This window comes from Sphingopyxis alaskensis RB2256 (assembly GCF_000013985.1).
GTDB classification, from domain to species: Bacteria; Pseudomonadota; Alphaproteobacteria; order Sphingomonadales; family Sphingomonadaceae; genus Sphingopyxis; species Sphingopyxis alaskensis.
The window spans coordinates 1,621,471-1,640,933 of record NC_008048.1 but is presented as its reverse complement, the minus strand read 5'-3'; the positions used below and the strand labels follow the sequence as shown (position 1 = coordinate 1,640,933).

General features: G+C 64.8%; 14 protein-coding genes and 1 riboswitch. Of the genes, 11 read left to right on the top strand and 3 right to left on the bottom strand.

The annotated features are described in order from the left end of the window. Nucleotides 1–11 precede the first annotated feature (11 nt). Both SALA_RS07960 and SALA_RS07955 read right to left on the bottom strand, forming a co-directional pair. On the bottom strand, nt 12–1,406 hold the full coding sequence (locus SALA_RS07960; protein WP_011541861.1) for a DUF6418 domain-containing protein: 1,395 nt from the start codon (nt 1,404–1,406) through the stop codon (nt 12–14). After that, nucleotides 1,400–2,809, bottom strand: coding sequence for a surface carbohydrate biosynthesis protein (locus SALA_RS07955; protein ID WP_011541860.1), 1,410 nt, complete (start codon nt 2,807–2,809; stop codon nt 1,400–1,402). The genes SALA_RS07960 and SALA_RS07955 overlap by 7 nt, the downstream gene beginning before the upstream one ends. Nucleotides 2,810–3,014: 205 nt before the next feature. Between SALA_RS07955 and SALA_RS07950 the strand changes: the two genes are divergently transcribed. From SALA_RS07950 to SALA_RS07915, 8 genes are all read left to right on the top strand, one after another. Continuing rightward, complete coding sequence (locus SALA_RS07950; RefSeq protein ID WP_011541859.1) at nt 3,015–3,974, top strand: UDP-glucuronic acid decarboxylase family protein; 960 nt, start codon at nt 3,015–3,017, stop codon at nt 3,972–3,974. A 108-nt stretch (nt 3,975–4,082) separates the two neighbouring features. After that, nucleotides 4,083–5,699, top strand: coding sequence for a hypothetical protein (locus tag SALA_RS07945; protein WP_011541858.1), 1,617 nt, complete (start codon nt 4,083–4,085; stop codon nt 5,697–5,699). A gap of 143 nt (nt 5,700–5,842) precedes the next feature. Continuing rightward, nucleotides 5,843–7,306, top strand: coding sequence for a protein adenylyltransferase SelO (locus SALA_RS07940; RefSeq protein WP_011541857.1), 1,464 nt, complete (start codon nt 5,843–5,845; stop codon nt 7,304–7,306). An 86-nt stretch (nt 7,307–7,392) separates the two neighbouring features. After that, a complete protein-coding gene (locus SALA_RS07935) occupies nt 7,393–8,562 on the top strand; it encodes a nucleotide sugar dehydrogenase (protein WP_041383182.1) in 1,170 nt (389 codons plus the stop codon). Nucleotides 8,563–8,777: 215 nt separating this feature from the next. Beyond that, on the top strand, nt 8,778–11,036 hold the full coding sequence (locus tag SALA_RS07930) for an autotransporter assembly complex protein TamA (RefSeq protein ID WP_237700938.1): 2,259 nt from the start codon (nt 8,778–8,780) through the stop codon (nt 11,034–11,036). After that, nucleotides 11,036–15,256, top strand: coding sequence for a translocation/assembly module TamB domain-containing protein (locus SALA_RS07925; protein ID WP_011541854.1), 4,221 nt, complete (start codon nt 11,036–11,038; stop codon nt 15,254–15,256). The genes SALA_RS07930 and SALA_RS07925 overlap by 1 nt, the downstream gene beginning before the upstream one ends. Next, complete coding sequence (locus tag SALA_RS07920) at nt 15,256–15,474, top strand: hypothetical protein (RefSeq protein WP_041383181.1); 219 nt, start codon at nt 15,256–15,258, stop codon at nt 15,472–15,474. The genes SALA_RS07925 and SALA_RS07920 overlap by 1 nt, the downstream gene beginning before the upstream one ends. Beyond that, nucleotides 15,452–15,555, top strand: a riboswitch (yybP-ykoY riboswitch). It overlaps the preceding gene by 23 nt. Nucleotides 15,556–15,646: 91 nt before the next feature. Then, nucleotides 15,647–16,219 carry a TMEM165/GDT1 family protein gene (locus SALA_RS07915; RefSeq protein WP_011541853.1) on the top strand — a complete coding sequence of 191 codons (573 nt, stop codon included), beginning with the start codon at nt 15,647–15,649 and terminating at the stop codon, nt 16,217–16,219. A gap of 18 nt (nt 16,220–16,237) precedes the next feature. Here the strand turns inward: SALA_RS07915 and galE are convergent, their stop codons facing one another. Then, on the bottom strand, nt 16,238–17,254 hold the full coding sequence (galE, locus tag SALA_RS07910) for a UDP-glucose 4-epimerase GalE (RefSeq protein ID WP_011541852.1): 1,017 nt from the start codon (nt 17,252–17,254) through the stop codon (nt 16,238–16,240). A gap of 308 nt (nt 17,255–17,562) precedes the next feature. Here galE and SALA_RS07905 point away from each other — a divergent pair, with 308 nt between their 5' ends. The 3 genes from SALA_RS07905 to SALA_RS07895 are packed head-to-tail and all read left to right on the top strand — an operon-like array spanning nt 17,563 to nt 19,430. Beyond that, nucleotides 17,563–17,868, top strand: coding sequence for a BufA1 family periplasmic bufferin-type metallophore (locus SALA_RS07905; RefSeq protein ID WP_011541851.1), 306 nt, complete (start codon nt 17,563–17,565; stop codon nt 17,866–17,868). Between the two features lie 4 nt (nt 17,869–17,872). Then, entirely contained in the window at nt 17,873–18,733 is an 861-nt protein-coding gene (locus SALA_RS07900; protein ID WP_011541850.1) for an MNIO family bufferin maturase, read from the top strand. Then, the gene (locus tag SALA_RS07895; RefSeq protein WP_011541849.1) at nt 18,726–19,430 is read left to right on the top strand and encodes an HvfC/BufC N-terminal domain-containing protein; all 705 of its coding nucleotides are present in this window, start codon (nt 18,726–18,728) and stop codon (nt 19,428–19,430) included. Before SALA_RS07900 ends, SALA_RS07895 begins: the two co-directional genes overlap by 8 nt. The last annotated feature ends 33 nt before the right edge of the window (nt 19,431–19,463 follow it).

The following is a 19,463-nucleotide window of genomic DNA, read 5'->3' as shown; positions in this document are numbered from 1 at the left end:
GGATCGTAAACTCAATAAGGCGAAGGGCGACCGGGACGCGCTCTCCCGGTCGCCGGAAAGGCGCGGACCGACGATGCGCCGCGCGCGATGAAATATTTTTCGGCGATCCAGACGACCCATAGCAAGGCCAGCTTGACCAGAAAGGTGGGCGCAATGATGAAGTTCAGCATGCCGCCGATGTAGCAAAGGCTGAACCCGTAAAAGACATAGAGCGCCATGATGCAGGTGAGGGGGCGGCCCCGGGCGAAAGACCTGACCGCGCAATACAGGACGAAGACGGTCGCCGTGCCAAACAGGATCATCAGCGGGATAGCCGGCAGGACGCCGAACAGCAGAAAGAATATCTCCGGATAACCCCCAGCATATTGCTGTCCCGCCTCGATCAGTTCTTCCGCGCGGAAAAAGCCCAGCTCGCGTTCCATAAGATAGTATATGGTTGTATTGCCTTCGGGGCGCGCAGGATTGATCAGCACCTGATCGATTGCCAGCCAGTTAATCCGTTCGGCCAGGCCGAAACGGATGCTATCCCACGCTGACGCCCATATCTGGATGGGTTGGACAAGCACACGCTGCTTTATATGGAAGAAGGGGTCGGCATAATTGCGCACATCATAATAGCTGTTGAATATCAGGCCGACGATCGCCACGCTCGCCGCCAGCCCGCCCAGCAGCAGCAGGACGCGCGATGATACAAGGACACTCCATACGTTCCTCATCGATTCCCGGCGGATCGCGCCGGCGCTTTCCAGCGCGACGATCGCGGCATAGGGAATGAAGAAAAAGCTCAACGTGACGAAGAAAGGCGAAAAGCGGTTCCCGGTCAGCGCCCAATAGCATAGCAGCGCTGCCATCAAGCCGATGAAGCTCAGGGAATATTGCTTGCCGAACAGGCGCGGCAGAAAGGCAAACACGCCAATGGTCGAACTGATGAGGAAGTTCATCTCATACGCAGGGCCGTGCAGATAGCCGGCAACCCGCGAATATTCGAGGCGGTCCATACCTGAAAACAGCGGGATCGTCCCGATCCGCACCATGTCGACATAAAGAAACAGAATCAGCGCGCAGAGCCCGGCGAACGCGCCCTTGCGAAGCAGGGCGTGATAGGGTGTCTCAGGCTGCAGTCCCGGAATCCCCCTTGTCAACCTGTCCCGACGGAGCAGCACGGCCAGCGGCAGGAAGAAAGCAAAGCAGGACAATATGAACGCGGGTGCGGCTCCGTTGCCGCCGATATAGCGTTCCAGTTCGATAGCATAGACCGGCCCGGCAAGATCGAGATAGACGGCATCGACGATGCGATAAATCAGGCCGAACAGGATGAAGAATCCGGCAAAGAAGATCGGCCGCTGTTTTTTCCACAGCAGGAAGAGGAACAGCGCTGTAAAAACAAAGGAAATGGAAGTCAGCACGCTGCCCTCGGTGTCATGATGACGCTGGCCAGCGGAAGCCCGGTGAAGGGATGGGTGGCGCTTGCCGCCTGCGACCCGGAATGACCGAGCAGATCACCTAGACGGTCGAGCAGCGGCTGAACATCGCGCGCGCGAAAAATCTTCGCCTTTCGGGATGCCTTTGACCGTGCCCGCAGATCGCGCACCACTGCCGTCCCCGCCAGATTGCCAACAAGCGCCTGGATTTTCTGATGCAGGCTGGGGCGCAGGTGCGAACCGTTCAACGCGATTCGCATGCTTCTGTGGTTGCCGACCGCCCGGTTGACCTTCCGGGCCAGGATCGCGGCGACGCGCTGCGCGGCCATGCCGTCGTTAAGGTGAAAATAAGGCTGGGCAACGCGGCGATACAATCCGGGGAGATCGATGTCGCGCCCCGGCACGTCGGATCGCAGAAGGTCCAGCATTTCTGCATAGGAGCCCACCGAATGGCTGGCACGGGAGGGAAGTTCGACGTGTCGGCGCATGAAGTCGCTGTTGATCCAGTCTGGCGTCAGCGGCGCGACATCTGACATCAACGCCTCAACCGCGGTGCCACAATTGAGGTGGACAAGGGCACGGGCGCCGTTCAGCGCATCCAGCACCGGGCCCTCCCCGTCGACCAAAACATTGCTGCGGCCCGAAAAATGCGACTCATAGGTTTCGAACCGTTCAAAAGGATGCGGGCGCAGAACGATCTGGTTGCCCGGCAGATCGCGGGCCAGATCGTCAACCAGCGCGATCATCGCCGCCATGATCCGGCGGTTCTCCGACAGGAGTGCGTCGACATAGCTTGCGTCGAAACCAAGCTCCTGGAGCGCTGCGCGGTCGTCGTTGCGCCCATCGATGAAACGCGGATTCGCCATCGGAAAGTTGGTGTTGACCAATATGTGGCCGCGTCGCTTCGGCGGGTTGCATTCGCGCAGAATGCCAGTGTAAAAATCGAAGCGAGGGCAGCCGGTCAGGAATAGCCGATCCGTCGGCAGAACGGCAGCCTTGTCGAAGGCGCTGCGGAGCCGGTCGCCCCAGAAGAAATAGCCTGACAACAGATCCGAGAAGCCGCTCGTTGCGGTGTAGTCGGCGATTGCTTCGGGAGATGCCCTGCCTTCGCTTGATAGTACGCCGCCTTCGGTATCCAGCACGAACAGCTTGGTTCCCAGCGCGTGATATTGCCGCGCAAGAGGCAGGTTCACGGGGCGCGCGAAGTTCATGACGAGCGCATCTAGATCGAGGAGGGGCACGTCGATGCCCTGCTGATACATCGGGATCAGTGCGGTTTCGATGTCGTGGCGCGCCAAATGAAAGCCGAGCAGGACCATGCCAGGCAGGTCGCGCGTCGGATGGTCGACGATAAGGCCGATTCTGCGGCGTTTGTCGGCGTAACTCACGGTCGCTCCAGCAGGATATCGGCGCTTCGTCAAAGGGTCATTCACCGGGACACTGCCGGTCGGGCGGTGATCCGTAGTGCAGTTTGAATGGCCTGTCCATGCGGCGTTGACGAATCGTCGTGCCGTAGCAGCCAGTTACCATCCTCCCGCTGGACAGCTTTCGGGCCATGCCATAGAGAGCCGCCTTTCTCTTCGGGAGCTTGCTGTGCAGAAAACGAAATTTGGACGTCGGCGCGTCCTGGTTACAGGCGGGGCCGGTTTTCTGGGCTCGCACCTTGTGGACCGCTTGCTGGCCCGCGGCGACGAAGTTCTTTGCGTCGATAATCTGTTCACAGGCGATAAGAGCAACCTCGACCATCTGGCGGGAAATCCCCTGTTCGAATTCATGCGGCACGACGTTTGCTTTCCGCTGTTTGTCGAGGTTGACGCGATCTTCAATCTCGCATGTCCGGCATCGCCAATTCACTATCAGCACGATCCCGTGCAAACGACCAAAACGAGCGTCCACGGCGCGATCAACATGCTGGGCCTTGCCAAGCGGCTGAAGGTGCCGATCTTTCAGGCATCGACGAGCGAAGTCTATGGTGACCCGACGATGCACCCGCAGCAGGAAAGCTATTGGGGAAATGTCAATCCCATTGGTATTCGCAGTTGCTATGATGAAGGCAAGCGTTGCGCGGAAACGCTGTTCTTCGATTATCATCGGCAGCACCAGCTGGACATAAAGATTGCCCGCATCTTCAATACCTATGGACCCCGGATGCACGCGGCCGACGGCCGCGTCGTTTCCAATTTCATCGTTCAGGCGCTGCACGGCGAAGACATCACGATTTACGGCGACGGCTCACAGACCCGGTCATTCTGTTACGTTGACGATCTGATCTCGGCTTTCGTTGCGTTTATGGACGCCGGGCCGAACGTCCACGGACCTATAAATATCGGTAATCCTGCCGAGTTCACGATTCTCGAACTTGCGGAGAAGATATTGTCCAAGGTCGGCGGCGCGTCGAAGCTCGTGCGTCAACCTCTGCCCCAGGACGACCCGTTGCAGCGGCAGCCCGACATCAGCCGGGCGAAGGCGCAACTGGGGTGGGAGCCGACGGTCGAACTTGATGAAGGTCTTGACCGCACGATCGCCTATTTCCGTCGCAAGCTGGAAATCTAGTCGGCAACCGGTGGTTACGGGCCGGGCACCCATGCTTTTCGCGGTCATCTGTCACTGGTAGGATACCCGCGGATTCATCCCTGGCTGCCATCATCACGGGACAGGCGCGTGATCATTCCGAGAAGGCATTTCCTGTCAAATGCGGCGGGCGCCGGATGGATTTTCCTTGCCGGTGCCTCCGCTCCGGAACAGCCGGTAATAGCCGTTCGCCGCTTTGGCGCGGCGGGCAATTGGGATGAACGTTCGGGTCAGGGTTCGGACGACGGGTCGGCAATCCAGTCGGCTATTGATTTCGCCGCCCGGATGGGTGGCGGGACGGTTCGGCTTGATTCGGCGCGGGTTTACAAAACCTCGTCGGATCTGATCGTGAAAGAGAATGTCCGGCTCGACTTGCGCGGATCGACAGTCGTCGGCCGCTTCGATAGCGGCAATCACAGCGTTTTCAGGATGCGAAGCCGTTCGGAGCTGTTCGGGGGAAAGGTCAAGGTTGTCTCGACGGGACAGCCCGGGCTGCAGGCCGCTGCGCACTGTGGCGTGTCGGCAGGATGCCGCCTCGGCGATCCCAATGAGGTTGCCCGGCCCGATCCCGACAATGATCCCCACAGCTTTGCGATATATGACCTTCTGATCCAGAGTGACAAATGGGTGCCGGATGGCGCCGGGGGGCACGTCGGGGCGCCGGCAATTCAGATCATCGGTTGCAGCCATTATCGAATCGAAAATATCACAATCCCCTCGTCGGACCGGATGTATGGGGCCGTTCACGTCGACTGGGGACATATAGGCCCAATCTCGACAGTCGACCGGGCGCAAGCCCAGACGATGAACAAGCGTGCCTATCTGGATGGCATGGCTTATGTCATCCCTTCGCGGCACGGCATCATCCGGAGGATCCGGGCCGGAGCCTTGTCCGCGCCATCGACCGGTGTCGACCGGGGCAGTTTCTGTGTCAGGATATCGGGCGCCCATTCGATCACAGTGGCGGACTGTTATGCGGAAAGCGTGACCTATCAGGCCTATGCTCACGAGGTCGGTGACCTTGGTGCCGAATTCGTGCTGCCACAGGACCGCGACCTGCTGGGCAAGCGCATCCGATTCGAGAATTGCCGAATCGGGGGCAGCGCGACCGGACAGGTGTTTGAACTGCGCGGTTATGCCGACAATATCGCCAGGGCGATAACTGACGGGTATGAAAATATGGTCGATCCGCTGGTTGAGTGCGATGTCGTTTTTGACGGGGTAACGGGAACCGGTCAGGGCGCGGGCGCACGCAATGCGGGTGGCCGCGTTCTGCAGATACGGGGTGGGGTTATCCGCAATGCCGACCTTTCGCGATTCCGCGATGGCATTCTGGTCGACGAGCGGGCATCTGATGTCCGCATCGAAAACGTCGCCTGTTACGATTGCGAACACGAGGGTATTCTTGTGCATCACCCCGTATATCCGCCCGAAGACATCGTCATCGAAAACGCCCACACATATGGCAACGGACGGAATGCCGCCTTCAGGGATGCGGCCGGAATCCATCTCGGAACGTCAAGGCGTTGCCGCATTATCCGCGGCCGGTTCGGATTAAGGGGCTTGGCAAGGGATGGGACGCAGGAATTCGCCTTTCGGATCGGATCGGGCGCGGTGGCGGCTGTCGTCGAGGAGCCCCTCATTCATTCGCGTGGCAAGAACGGGAAGATTTCTTTCATTCAGCGCGGTGATCTGACCCGTCTGTAAGTCCGCGCCGCAGCGGCCTGATGATATGCGCGGGGAAGGTCGACACTCATGCATTGAGAGCGGGAAGGGCGGCGTCGCGCTTTTCCGGGCCTGCGCTTGCAATTGCTTGGTTACCATACAAACTACAATCGGGAGCCCCCACCATGCAATTTGCCTTCGACAACAGTTTTCATGCCGACATGCAGGGCTTTTATGCGCCTGCCGAAGCTGCGAAGCCATCGGCGCCCCGGCTCCTCGCGTTCAACGACGCGCTGGCTGAAAGGCTGGGCTTCGACCGACGTGGCGTCGATGCCGACGAGCTTGCGCGGGTGTTTTCGGGGGAGGAACTGCCCGAAGGCGCCGCGCCCATCGCGCTCGCCTATGCCGGACACCAGTTCGGCCATTTTTCGCCGCAGCTCGGCGATGGCCGCGCGTTGCTGCTCGGCGAGATCGTCGCGCCCGACGGCGCGCGCTTCGACATTCAGCTCAAGGGGTCGGGGCCGACCGCCTTTTCGCGTGGCGGCGACGGCAAGGCGGCGATCGGTCCCGTGCTGCGCGAGTTCCTCGTGTCCGAGGCGATGGCGGCGATGGGCGTGCCGACGACGCGCGCGCTCGCAGCGGTGACGACGGGCGAGCGCGTCGAGCGTGAGCGCGCGCATCCGGGCGCGGTGCTCACCCGCGTCGCCAGCAGCCATATCCGCGTCGGCACCTTCCAGTTCTTTGCCGCGCATTTCGGTGCCGACCATGTCGTACAATTGTCCGATTACAGCATCGCGCGGCATTTTCCCGATCTCGCCGATGCCGCCAACCCGCACCTCGCCTTGCTCGACCGGGTGATCGGCCTGCAATGCGCGCTCATTGCGCGCTGGCTGGGTGTCGGCTTCATCCACGGGGTGATGAACACCGACAATGTCGCGATCAGCGGCGAGACGATCGATTATGGCCCCTGTGCCTTCATGGACCGCTTCGCCGCGAACACGGTGTTCAGTTCGATCGATGCGACCGGCCGTTATGCCTATGGCCGCCAGCCGCAGATCATGCACTGGAACATGGCGCGCTTTGCCGAGGCGCTCCTGCCCGCGATCCACCGCGTTTCGCCCGCCGATGTCGAGGCGGCGAAAGCGCTCGTCGATGCGATTCCGGGGCGGTTTCGTGCAGCGTGGCACGCGCAGGTCCGCGAGAAACTCGGCCTTTCGACGAGCGCGGGCGACGATGCCGAGCTGATCGACAGGCTGTTCGACGAGCTGGAGAAGCACAGCGTCGATTTCACCACCTTCTTTCGCGCGCTCGCAATGCTGCTGCGCGGCGAGGGGGCGATGATGCAGGCGCTGCTGCCCGCGCCCGACGCGATGGCGCCGTGGATCGCCGACTGGTGGCAGCGTATCGAACAGGACGCGGCCAATCCGCTCGACCTCGCCGACGCGATGGACGCCGTGAACCCGCTCTATATCCCGCGCAATCATCGCGTCGAAGCGGCGCTCGAAGCCGCCGAGGCAGGCGATCCGGCGCCCTGGCTCGAACTGCTGGAGGTCGTGCGTCAGCCGTTCGCAGCGCGCGCCGGGCGCGAGCGCTTCGCCGAACCCGCGCCCGCCGATGCGGCGCCCTATACGACCTTTTGCGGCACATGAAGCATTGAGCCGCCGCCGGGCCGTTGCTACGGACGGCGCCGCATCGGCCAAAGGATAAATCATTGACGTCAGCAAAGGATTCGCCCGTGAAGATCGCCGTCGTCGGCACGGGTTATGTCGGCATTTCGAACGCGGTTCTGCTGGCGCAGCATAATGCGGTCGTCGCGCTCGACATCGACACGCGCAAGGTCGAGCTCGTCAACGCGCGGCAATCGCCGATCGTCGATCCCGAGATCGAGGATTATCTGGCCAACAAGCAACTGAACCTGGTTGCGACCACCGACAAGCAGGCGGCCTATGCCGACGCGAACTTCGTCATCGTTGCAACGCCGACCGACTATGATCCCGACACCAATTATTTCAACACGAACAGCGTCGAAAGCGTCATCGCCGACGCGCTGAAGCTGGCGCCCGGCGCGCTGGTCGTCGTCAAATCGACCGTCCCGGTGGGCTTCACCGAACGGATGCGCGCCGAACATGGCAGCAACGACATCGTCTTTTCCCCGGAGTTCCTGCGCGAAGGGCGCGCGCTCCACGACAATCTCCATCCGTCGCGGATCATCGTCGGCAACACGCACCCGCGCGCCGCCGATTTCGCGCGGCTGTTGCTCGAAGGGTCGCTGAAGCCCGATACGGCCGTTCTCCAGACGGGGAACACCGAGGCCGAGGCGATCAAGCTGTTTGCGAACACCTATCTTGCGATGCGCGTCGCCTTTTTCAACGAGCTGGACACTTATGCCGCCTTGCACGGCGTCGATTCGCGGCAGGTGATCGAGGGGGTGTGCCTCGATCCCCGGATCGGCAGTTTCTACAACAATCCTTCCTTCGGTTATGGCGGTTATTGCCTGCCCAAGGACACGAAGCAGATGCTCGCCAATTACAAGGATGTGCCACAGAACCTCATCCAGGCGATCGTCTCCTCGAACACCACGCGCAAGGATTTCGTCGCGTCGGAGGTCATCAAACGGAACCCGCGCGTCGTCGGCATCCATCGCCTCGCGATGAAGGCGGGGTCGGACAATTTCCGCGCCAGCAGCATCCTCGGCGTGATGAAGCGCGTGAAGGCCAAGGGGATCGAGGTGATCGTCTATGAACCGCTTGTCGCGGAGGACCGGCTGTTCAACTCGCGCGTGATCCGCGATCTCGATGCGTTCAAGGCCGAAGCCGACGTGATTATCGCGAACCGTATCACCGACGACCTCGCCGATGTCGTCGACAAGGTTTACAGCCGCGACCTGTTCGGCGCCGACAGCTGATCTGTCCCGCCCGCCGTCGCCCGCCGTATGACGGGGAACTGTCCCAACGCCGGAGCGTTGGCACCCGGCGAAGGGGAGAAACGGGTTGCACAGCCAAAGCTCTGAAGCCACAAGTCTTCTTCGGTGGCCAGCAGATGCAAAAATCTGAAAAATCCTGTGATTCTTCGTGCCGCCGACTGGCGGGAATAGGGTCGCTGCTGGTCGGCGCCGCGGCCTTGCCGGCCCTGCTGCTTGCGCCGTCGGTGATCGCGCAGGAACAAGAGAAGTCGGTATCCCGAACCGGCGTCGCGGCCGCGGCCGACGATCCGATCGCATCGCCATCGCCGCCACCGCCCGAGGCGGATCTGCCCGAGGTCGAACCGATCATCGCCGACGACGAGTTTGAAAAGGCGATCCCGCCGATCAGCGCCGAGGAGGATCCCGAACTTGACCGGCCGCTCGAATCGATCGCCGAGGTCGAGCGGCGGCAGGCCGCCGACGCGGCGCGGCGCGGGAATCAGGACGGGGATGAAGCCGAAACCGCCGGCGGCGCCGCAACGCCCGCGGTCGATGGCGGTCCCGTTCCGGCCCTTGCCGACGGCGATAGCGTCGAGGCGATTGGCGACGCGCCGATAAGCGACATCGAACTCGCGGCGCTGCTCCCCCCGCTCGACAATTTCGATGTCGAACCCGTCGAATTCGCCGAGGCGGAAGAGGAGGATGATGGTCGCGAGCTGGCCTATCAGGTTCGGGTCAACGGGCTGGACGCGGCCGACGACGGCACCAGCGTGGATCTTGCCGACATGTTCGGCGATCTGTCGGCGCTTTACGATGGTGACGGCAAGGCCGACAATGCGGCGATGATCCGCGCGCGTCTGTCCGCCGATGGCGAGCTGATGCAGCGCATCCTGGCGTCGGAGGGCTATTATGACGCGGTCGTCGAGACGCGCATCGAGCGCGGGCCGCGCGAGGAAGGGCAGGACCGCGGCAGCCGTCCGATCACCGCGATCATCGACGTGACGCCCGGACAGCGATACACGCTCTCCGACATCGTGATCGACGCCGCCCCGACGATCCCCCCCCGCCTGATCGCCGACAATTTCCCGCTGAGCGTCGGTGAGCCCATCGTCGCGCAGCGGATTCAGGGCGCCGAGGCGGCGATCGCGCTCAAGCTGCCCGAAGAAGGCTATCCGTTCGCGCAGGTAGGCCAGCGCGACGTCCTGCTCGACCCGGCGACGGGAGAAGGCGTCTACACGCTGCCTGTCGATATCGGCAAACGATCGCGCTTTGGCGGCATCGAGACGACGGGCGACCTTGCTTTCGATGCCGATCATGTCGCGGTGCTCGCACGCTTCAAGCGCGGCGACCTTTACGACAGCCGCAAGGTCGATGACCTCCGGCAGGCGCTCGTCGCTACCGGGCTCTTCTCGACCGTCGCCGCCGAACCGCAGCCGACGGGTGAAAGCGCGGGCGACGGCACCGAATATGTGACCATGCTGGTGACACAGCAGGCGGGGCCACCACGCACGATCGCGGCGAGCGCGGGTTATGGCACGGGCGAGGGGCTTCGGGTCGAGGGAAGCTGGACGCACCGCAACATGTTCCCCCCCGAAGGCGCTCTGACCTTTCGCGGCGTCATCGGCACGCAGGAACAGGGGATCGGTGCGACGCTGCGGCGGTCGAACGCCGGTCGGCGCGACCGGACGCTGGAACTCGTCGCCGAGGCAAAGCGCAGCAATTATGAGGCCTTCGAGGCGTTGACCGGCCGCGTCGGCGCGCGCATCAGCTATGATTCGACGCCGATCTGGCAAAAGAAGTTCACCTATGCCTATGGCGTCGAGCTCATTGCCACGCGCGAGGATGATTATGATTTTGCGACGGGCGAGCGGTCCTTTGACTTCTACACCATCCTGGGGCTGAGCGGGCAGGTCGGGATAGACCGTACCGACAACTTGCTCGACCCGACCAAGGGGTTTCGCATCACGTCGCTGATTCAGCCTGAAGGCTCGCTTTCGGGACGCTTCTCCCCCTATGCGCGGCTTCGCACCGACATCAGCGGCTATTATCCGATGACCGACAGCATCGTGCTCGCGGGGCGGGTGCGCTTCGGGTCGATCCTCGGTGCCGCGCGCGAACGGCTCGCGCCGTCGCGGCGCTTTTATGCGGGCGGCGGCGGGTCGGTGCGCGGCTTCGGTTATCAGGAGCTAGGACCCAAAGACCCCAACAATGATCCGATCGGCGGCCGCAGCGTCAACGAGGTCGCGGTCGAGGCGCGCTATCGCTTCGGCGATTTCGGCGTCGTCGGCTTCGTCGATGCGGGGCAGGTTTACCGCAGTTCGGCGCCGACCTTTCAGGATCTGCGCTTCGGCGCCGGCATCGGCGCGCGCTATTACACCAATTTCGGGCCGATGCGCTTCGACATCGCGACGCCGATCGCGCGCAAGCCCGGCGAAGCGCGCGTCAGCGTCTATGTGTCGATCGGGCAGGCCTTCTGATGACCGAGGACGCACCCGCCGCCGAAACGGCGCCGGTTGCGGCGCGGAGCTGGCCGCGCGCGATCCTGCGCGGCACGGGCTATGCGCTGCTTGGCCTCGTCCTTCTTTTCGCGCTGTTTCTTGTCGGGCTGAACAGCGACGCCGGGCGACGTTTCCTTGTCACCCAGATCGAAAAATATGAGTTCGAAAACGGGATGAAGATCGGCATCGGCCGGCTCGACGGGTCGCTGTACAGCCGGATGATCGTTCGCGATTTCACCCTCTCCGACCCCGACGGCGTGTTCCTGCGTTCGCCCGAACTGCGGATCGACTGGCGACCTCTCCGCTATCTGGCGAGCCATGTCGATATCCGTTCGGCGACGGCCGAGACGCTGGTGATGGAGAAGCTGCCGGCGTTCAAACCCGTGCCCGACACGGGCGAGCCGCTGCTTCCCGATCTCGATATCGACGTCGGGCGGCTCCACGTCGACCGCTTTACATTCGAGCCCGCGGTGGCAGGCGAGCGCCAGGTGGCGATGCTCGACGGCCGCGTCGCGATCGCCGATCGCCGCGCACAGATAAGCGCCAGCGCCGAAACCATCGGCGGGGGCGGCAAGGGGGACAGGCTCAAGCTGCTGCTCGACGCGGTGCCCGAGGCGAACCGGCTGGCGATGACGCTCGACGTGCGCGCTCCGGCGGGCGGCGTGCTCGCCGCGATGGGCGGTTTCGACGAGACGCTGACGGCGAAGCTCAGCGGACGCGGCGACTGGAAGGCGTGGAACGGCGCGCTGACTGCGGGCCTTGGCGACGCGCCGCTTGCCCGCATCGCGCTGACGGCGCGCGACGGCAACTTTGCGGCCAAGGGCAATGCGCAGCCGTCGCGGCTGCTGAGCGGCCCGGTGGCCGAGCTGCTCGCGCCCGAAACCGCGATCGACATCAAGGCGCGGCTTGCCGATCGCAAGGCCGTGCTCGACGGGCGGCTGACGTCGGGCGCGGCCGATCTCGGCATCAGCGGCGGCGTTGATCTGGGCGCCAATCGCTACGAAGGGCTGGCGCTCGCGGTCTATGTCCGGCGCCCTGCGGCCATCGCGCCCGCGCTGCGCGCCAGCGGCCTGCGCGCGACCGCGACGCTCGACGGCGCTTTCACCCAGCCGACGGTCGATTATCGAGCGAACGCCGCCCGCCTTGCGATCAACGACATCATCGTCGACCGGCTGAGCCTCGCGGGAAAGGCGCGCATCGATCCCGAGCAGGTCGTGATCCCCGTTGCCGGGCGCGCGGCACGCATTCGCGGGCTCGACACGGTCGCGGGCGGCACGCTGGTCGATGTGCGGCTCGACGGTGACCTCGCCTATGCCGACGGGCGCCTCCTCAGCGACAATCTGCGCCTGCGCTCGCCGCGGATCGATGCGAAGGCGATCGTCGTCGCCGATTTGAACCGCGGTTTCTACACGGGCGCGATCGACGGGCGGATCAACGATTATCGGATCGAGAGCGTCGGCATCTTCGACATCGACACCGATGCCGACCTCAAGACGGCGCCGCGCGGCGGGTTCGAGCTTGCGGGCCGCGTCCGCGCGCGTTCGACGCGGCTGTTCAATTCGGGCGTGCGCGATTTTCTCGGCGGCAATGCGACGGCATCGGGCGACGTGCGCTATGGCACCGATGGCGTCGTGCGCTTCTCTGGCTTGCGGCTGACGGCGCCGCGCCTGCGCGTCACGGGTGGGCAGGGAAGCTATGCGCCCGATGGCCAGATCCGGCTGACCGCGCGCGCCAGTTCGCGTGATTATGGCCCGCTCGGCGTCGAGCTTGCCGGGACGCTCGGCGATCCGCGCGCGGTTGTGACCGCCGACCGGCCGGGGCTGGGGATCGGACTTGCCAACTTCGTCGCGCGCGTGACAGGGGCGCCGAACGGCTACCGCCTCGCCGCGACCGGTGACACCGATTATGGGCCGCTCGCCGCCGACGTCGTGCTGCTCACCGCCGCCGGACCCCTGACGATCGACGTCGAGCGGGGCGACCTGTCGGGCATCGGTTTCAGCGGGCGCCTGGTCAGGAGCGCGGCGGGGCCCTTCACCGGCCGGCTCGACGCCTCTGGGCAGGGGCTTGGCGGCCTCGTGCGGCTTTCGGCCACGGGCGAGCATCAGGCCGCCGCGATCAACATCCGCGCGAACAATGTCATGCTCCCCGGCCCGGCGCAGCTCGCGGTGGGATCGGCGATCGTCGATGCCGATGTTACGCTGTACGACACGCCACACATCGTCGCCGACATCCAGGTCGCCGACACGCAGATCCGCGATTATGAAATCGCCGTCGCGCGCGTGAAGATCGACTATCGCGGCGGCAGCGGCAAGGCGCAGGCGCTTGTCGAGGGGGTGCGCGGCGTCCCCTTCCGCATCGCCGCCAACGCCGACTTGAGGCCCGACCTTTGGCGCGCCTCGGTGCAGGGCCGCGCGACGGGCATCAATTTCCGTACCATTTCGCCCGCGCGCATTGTGCCCGGTCCCGACGGTTATGAATTATTGCCGACCAATATCGACCTCGGCCGCCGCAGCAGCGCGCGCGTCGCCGGACGCTTCGGCGAAGGGATCATGTTCCAGTCGCGGCTCGACCGCGTCAATATGGCGATCCTCAACGCCGTCTATCCCGACATGGGACTCGGCGGGCGGGCGAGCGGCAGCCTCGATTTCGAGCAGGCGAACGCCGACGCCTTCCCACGCGCCGACGCGCGCCTGACGATCAGCAATTTCACGCGCACCACCGCCGCCTCGGTCAGCCAGCCGGTCGACGTCAATTTCGCGGGCAAGCTGCTCGCCGACGGCGGCGAAGCGCGCGCGGTGATGCGCAAGCGCGGCACCGTGGTCGGGCGCATCCAGGCGTCGCTGCGCCCGCTCGGCCCCGGCGCGGGGGCGTGGACCGACCGGCTGCGCGCCGCGCCGCTCAGCGGCGGCATCCGCTACAACGGCCCCGCCGACACGCTCTATTCCTTCTTCGGCCCCGCCGACCAGCATGTGTCGGGCCCGGTCGCGGTCGCCGCCGATTTCGGCTGCCGCGTCGCCGACCCGTGCCTGAACGGCATCGTGCGCGGGCGCGACATGGTTTACGAGAACCAGACCTATGGCACGCGGCTCACCGGGATGGTCATCAATGGCCGCTTTGCGGGCAACCGGCTGGAAATTGCCGACCTGACGGCCAGGGCCGGAGAAGGAACAATCGCAGCCAGCGGTTATGTCAGCCTGTCGCAGGCCGATGGTTATCCGATGGACCTCGCCGCGACGCTCGACAATGCGCGGCTCGCGCGCAGCGAAAATATCGCCGCACGGGCGACCGGCGATCTGCGGCTTCAAAAGGTGGCGGGGCAGACCGCGCTGCTGTCGGGCGACCTTCGCCTTCCCGAAACGCGCTATCGCATCGTGCGCGAAGGTGCGGCGCAGGTGCCGGTATTGACGGGGGTGCGGCGCAAGGCATCGGGCCGCGCGCGGATCAGTGGCGACGGGCTCGCCGCGGTCGGCGGCAGCCTGTTCGACCTCATCCGCCTCGACATTCGGCTGCGGGCTTCCGAGGAAATCTATGTCCGCGGCATGGGGCTCGAATCCGAATGGCAGGCCGACGTCACGCTGCGCGGGACGACCGAGGCGCCGCGCGTGACCGGCGAGATCGAGCTGGTGCGCGGCACCTTGGGCTTTGCCGGGCGCTCGTTCGAGCTGGAGGAAGGCCGCGTGACCTTCCCGACCGGCGACGCGTTCGACCCCGCAATCCGCCTGATCGCCAGCGACACCATCGAAACCGTTACCGTCAGTGTCAGCGTCACCGGGCGCGCCAGCAATCCGCAGGTCGCGTTCTCCAGCGTCCCCGGATTGCCGCAGGACGAGATCGTGTCGCGCATCCTGTTCGGCGATTCGATCACGACGCTGTCGCCGCTTCAGGCGGTGCAGCTCGCTTCCTCGCTCAATGCGCTCAGCAGCGGCGGCGGGGGATTGAGCCCGCTCGGCGCGCTCCAGTCGGCGGCGGGCATCGACCGTCTCCGCGTCCTCGGCCCCGACGATACGATCGGCCGCGGCGCCGCGCTCGCGGCGGGGCAATATATCACCAAGGACATCTATCTGGAGGTCATCACCGACGCGCGCGGCTATACCGCGACGCAGCTCGAGATCAGCCTGACCCCGGCGCTCTCGCTGCTCAGCCAGGCGGGCGGATCGGGCCAGTCGAACCTGTCGATCCGTTATCGCAAGGATTATTGATGCGCGCCATCGTCCCGATCCTGCCCCTGCTCCTCCTCGCCGCCTGCCAGGACGAGCCCGATTTCGATACCCGCTACGACAAGGCGGTCGAGGCGATCGATGCGCGCGCCAAGGCCATGGACGCCGACATCGCCGAAGCCGAAAGGGCCGCCGCCACGGCTTCGGACTTGCCAGACGAGTCTCCGTCGTCTAACGCCGCCGCGTCATCTGGGGAGTAGCCAGCCGTCGCTTGCGACGGGCCGCCGCGTCAACATACTTGGCCGAGAGGTCATGGTGCGGTGGAAGCGGGATCACCGCTTGGGCGAGACCAATGGCGTCGAGCCTCCGTCCGGGCCGGGCGGCGGGTTTGACGCCCGTTGGAATCGCACGCCGCCCGGCCCCGGAGTCGTCATGGAAGCCCTGTTCACCTCGACCGCGGTCGTCGCGCTCGCCGAAATCGGCGACAAGACGCAGTTGCTCGCGATCCTGCTCGCGGCGCGCTTTGGACGCCCGCTGCCGATCATCCTTGGCATATTGGTCGCAACGCTTGCGAACCACGCCCTCGCGGCGCTGCTCGGCGCGCAGGCGGCCGCCCTGCTCGACAGCCCGCTCTTTCGCTATGCCATCGGAGCGTCGTTCATCGCGATGGCGGCATGGACGCTGGTGCCCGATACATTCGACGATGACGATGACCCGAAACCGCGCTTCGGCGCCTTTCTGACGACGCTCATCGCCTTCTTCCTCGTCGAAATGGGGGACAAGACGCAGGTGGCGACGATCGCGCTCGGTGCGCAATATCAGGCGGTCGTCGCGGTCACCGCGGGCACGACGCTCGGCATGATGATCGCCAATGTGCCTGCGGTCTTCCTTGGCAACGAACTGCTGAAGCGGGTCGACCTTGCCAGGGTGCGCCGGATCGCCGCCGCGCTGTTTCTTGTGATCGGGATCTGGGTGCTCGCCCAGACGGCGGGGTGGCTGCGGTAGCGGCCCGGAGGTCAGGACTTACTCGGCGTTGCGTGTCGCGAGCATCCGCTCGAAGCGCCAGCTCGACGCGCACATGGCATCCAGATCGCGCTCGGCCGCCCAGCCAAGCTCGCGCGCGGCGCGCTCGGGGCTCGCGAAGCAACTCGCGACATCGCCCGCGCGGCGCGGCGCGATGCGATAGGGGATGGCGACGCCGTTCACGCGCTCGAACGCGCGGATGATGTCGAACACCGAATAGCCCTGACCGGTGCCGAGGTTCCAGATCGACAGCGGCCGGTCGGCGCCGGCAATAGCGTCCAGCGCCGCCGCGTGTCCGGCCGCCAGATCGACGACATGGATATAATCGCGCACCCCGGTACCGTCGGGCGTGTCATAATCGTCGCCGAACACCGACAACTCCTTGAGCTTGCCCGCCGCGACACGGCTGATGAAGGGCATCAGATTGTTCGGAATGCCATTGGGATTTTCGCCGATCAGCCCGCTGTCGTGCGCGCCGACGGGATTGAAATAACGCAGGATGGCGATCCGCCATTCGGGGTCCGCGGCGGCAATGTCAGCCAGCATCTCCTCGATCATCAGCTTGGTGCGGCCATAGGGATTGGTTGCCGCAGTCGGGTGATCCTCGTCGAGCGGAAGATATTGCGGCTCGCCATAGACGGTGGCGCTCGACGAAAAGACGAGGCGTTTCACATGACAGTCGATCATCGCTTCGATCAGCGACAGCGTGCCGCGCACATTATTGTCATAATAGCGGATCGGCTCGGCGACCGATTCGCCGACCGCCTTCAGCCCCGCAAAATGGATCACCGCCTCGATCGCGTGGCCGCGCATCGCGCGGCGCAGCGCGTCGCCGTCGCGGATGTCGCCGACGACCAGCGGGATCACCGCGCCGGTGATCGCCTCCAGCCGGTCGATCACCGCCGCGTCGCTGTTCGACAGATTGTCGAAACAGGTCACCCGGTGGCCGGCCGCCGCCAGCGTCGCCGCGACGTGACTGCCGATATATCCGGCGCCGCCGGTGAGAAAGATGTTCATCGCCTGCCCTTGCCCTGCCGTCCCGTTCGCGACCGTCCCTATGCATCCGGCGCGCGTCCGGGCTCGATCGGGAGAAACCTCAATCGCGTCATTCCGGCGAAGGCCGGAATCCCGCCGTTGCGTCAGAAATCCAGGTCGAGATTCCAGCCTTCACCCGAATGACGATTCATAAAATGTCGATCCGGTCCCTAAGCGATCGGGGCCACCCTGCCAATTCCCGTTCCCGTCTTGCGTAACCTTTCGCCGTCTGGCGGCGAACCGGGAATGATGCCATCCTCCGCATCGAACTATTCACAAGGGAGATTCACATGACCAATTCGCTGAAACTGTCGCTCGCCGCCTCGGCGGTGCTCGCGCTCGCCGCGGGCAACGCCTTCACCGGCACCGCCATCGCTGCCGAAGGCGCCAAGGGCGCCAAGGAAAAATGCTATGGCGTCGCGCTCAAGGGCAAGAATGACTGCGCCGCCGGTCCGGGCACGAGTTGCGCCGGCACGTCGACCGTCGATTATCAGGGCAACGCCTGGAAATATGTCGCCAAGGGCACATGCGAAAAGATGGGCGGAACGCTGACCGCGCACAAGGGCAACGCCAAGCCGGTGCCGAAGAAGGGCTGATGCTTTGACTCCCGCCTCGCTCCAGACGCTGCCGCCGCGCGCCGGTATCGGGCTCAAGGCCCGGCATTATGCCGATGTGCTGGCCGCGGCGGAGCGGGGCGCGGCGCCCGCCTGGGCCGAAGTCCACCCCCAAAACTACTTCGGCGCGGGCGGGCCGCCGCATCGCTGGCTTACCGCGATCGCGGATATTGTTCCGATCAGCTTCCATTCGGTCGGCCTGTCGTTGGGCTCGGCAGCAGGCGTCGACCGCGACGAACTCGACGCGCTTGCGCGTCTTTGCGACCGTTACCGGCCCGCGATGGTGTCCGACCATCTGAGCTGGAGCAACACCGAGCGCGACAAGTTTCCCGACCTGCTTCCCATTCCCTACACCGATGCCGCGCTCGATCATTTCGTCCGCGAGGTCGGCCGCGTGCAGGACCGGCTCGGCCGCCCGATCCTCATCGAAAATCCCTCGCGCTATCTGGCCTATGTGGGCGACGGCTGGGACGAGGTTTCCTTTCTCCATGAACTTTGCTGCCGCAGCGGCTGCGGCCTGTTGCTCGATATCAACAATGTCGAGGTGTCGGCTTTCAACCTGGACTTCGATCCGCTGTCATGGCTCGACACGATCGACCCCGCGTTCGTCGGCGAAATCCACGTCGCGGGTCATGCGGTGAAGGACGACGGCGTCGGCGGCCGGATCGCCATCGACGATCATGGTTCCTCGGTGCGCGATAGCTGCTGGACGCTGCTCGACCGCTTCCTTCGCCGCGCAGGGCCGTGCCCCGTTCTTGTCGAATGGGACAGCGATGTGCCCGAATACACCGTGTTGATGGCCGAGGCAGCAAGGGCCGATGCCTTGCTGGAGCCCGTTGATGCCTGACGGCGATCAGGCAGCGGTGGCGGCGACATTGCTTCACGGCCCGCGGCACCTGCCGCCCGGCCTGTTCGCGGGGACCGAGGCGACGGTGCTGCGCGGGCTGCGCGTCCACGCCAACACCATCTCGCACGCGCGCCTTGTCGCGCTCGAAGAGACATTTCCGCGCCTCCGCGAGCATCTCGGCGCTGCGGACTTCAATCGCCTGTCGCGCGCCTTTGTCGAAGCGGGCGGGGCGGAGCGGCGCGGGCTCGCCGACATCGGCGCGGGATTTGCCGATTGGCTCGACGATGCGCTCGCTGCCGACATTGCGCGCGTCGAATGGGCATGGCTCGAAAGCTATCATGCCGCCGACGCTGGCGCGCTGCGGCTCGCCGATCTCGCCGGGGATGACGAGGCCGCGCTGCTGGCGAGGCCGGTTCGCCGTCATCCCGCCGCAAGGATCGTGCCGCTTGCGACCGGCGCCGCGCCGTGCCTCGACCCCGCCTTCGCGCCCGACACGGCGGCGATCCTCATAACCCGACCCGATGCCGAGGTCCGGTTGTTCGCCGCGCATCCGGCCGATGCCGCGGCGCTGGACGCCGCCGCACAATTCTCGCCGCTCGGCAGCCTGATCGCGCTGCTCGATGAAGAGCATCCCGGCGGCGGCGGCGCGATCGCGGCGCTGATCGACGCCGGGGCTTTTGAAGAGGTGGCTCCATGAAACGCTTGGCTGGCCTTTATGACCGCGCGGTCC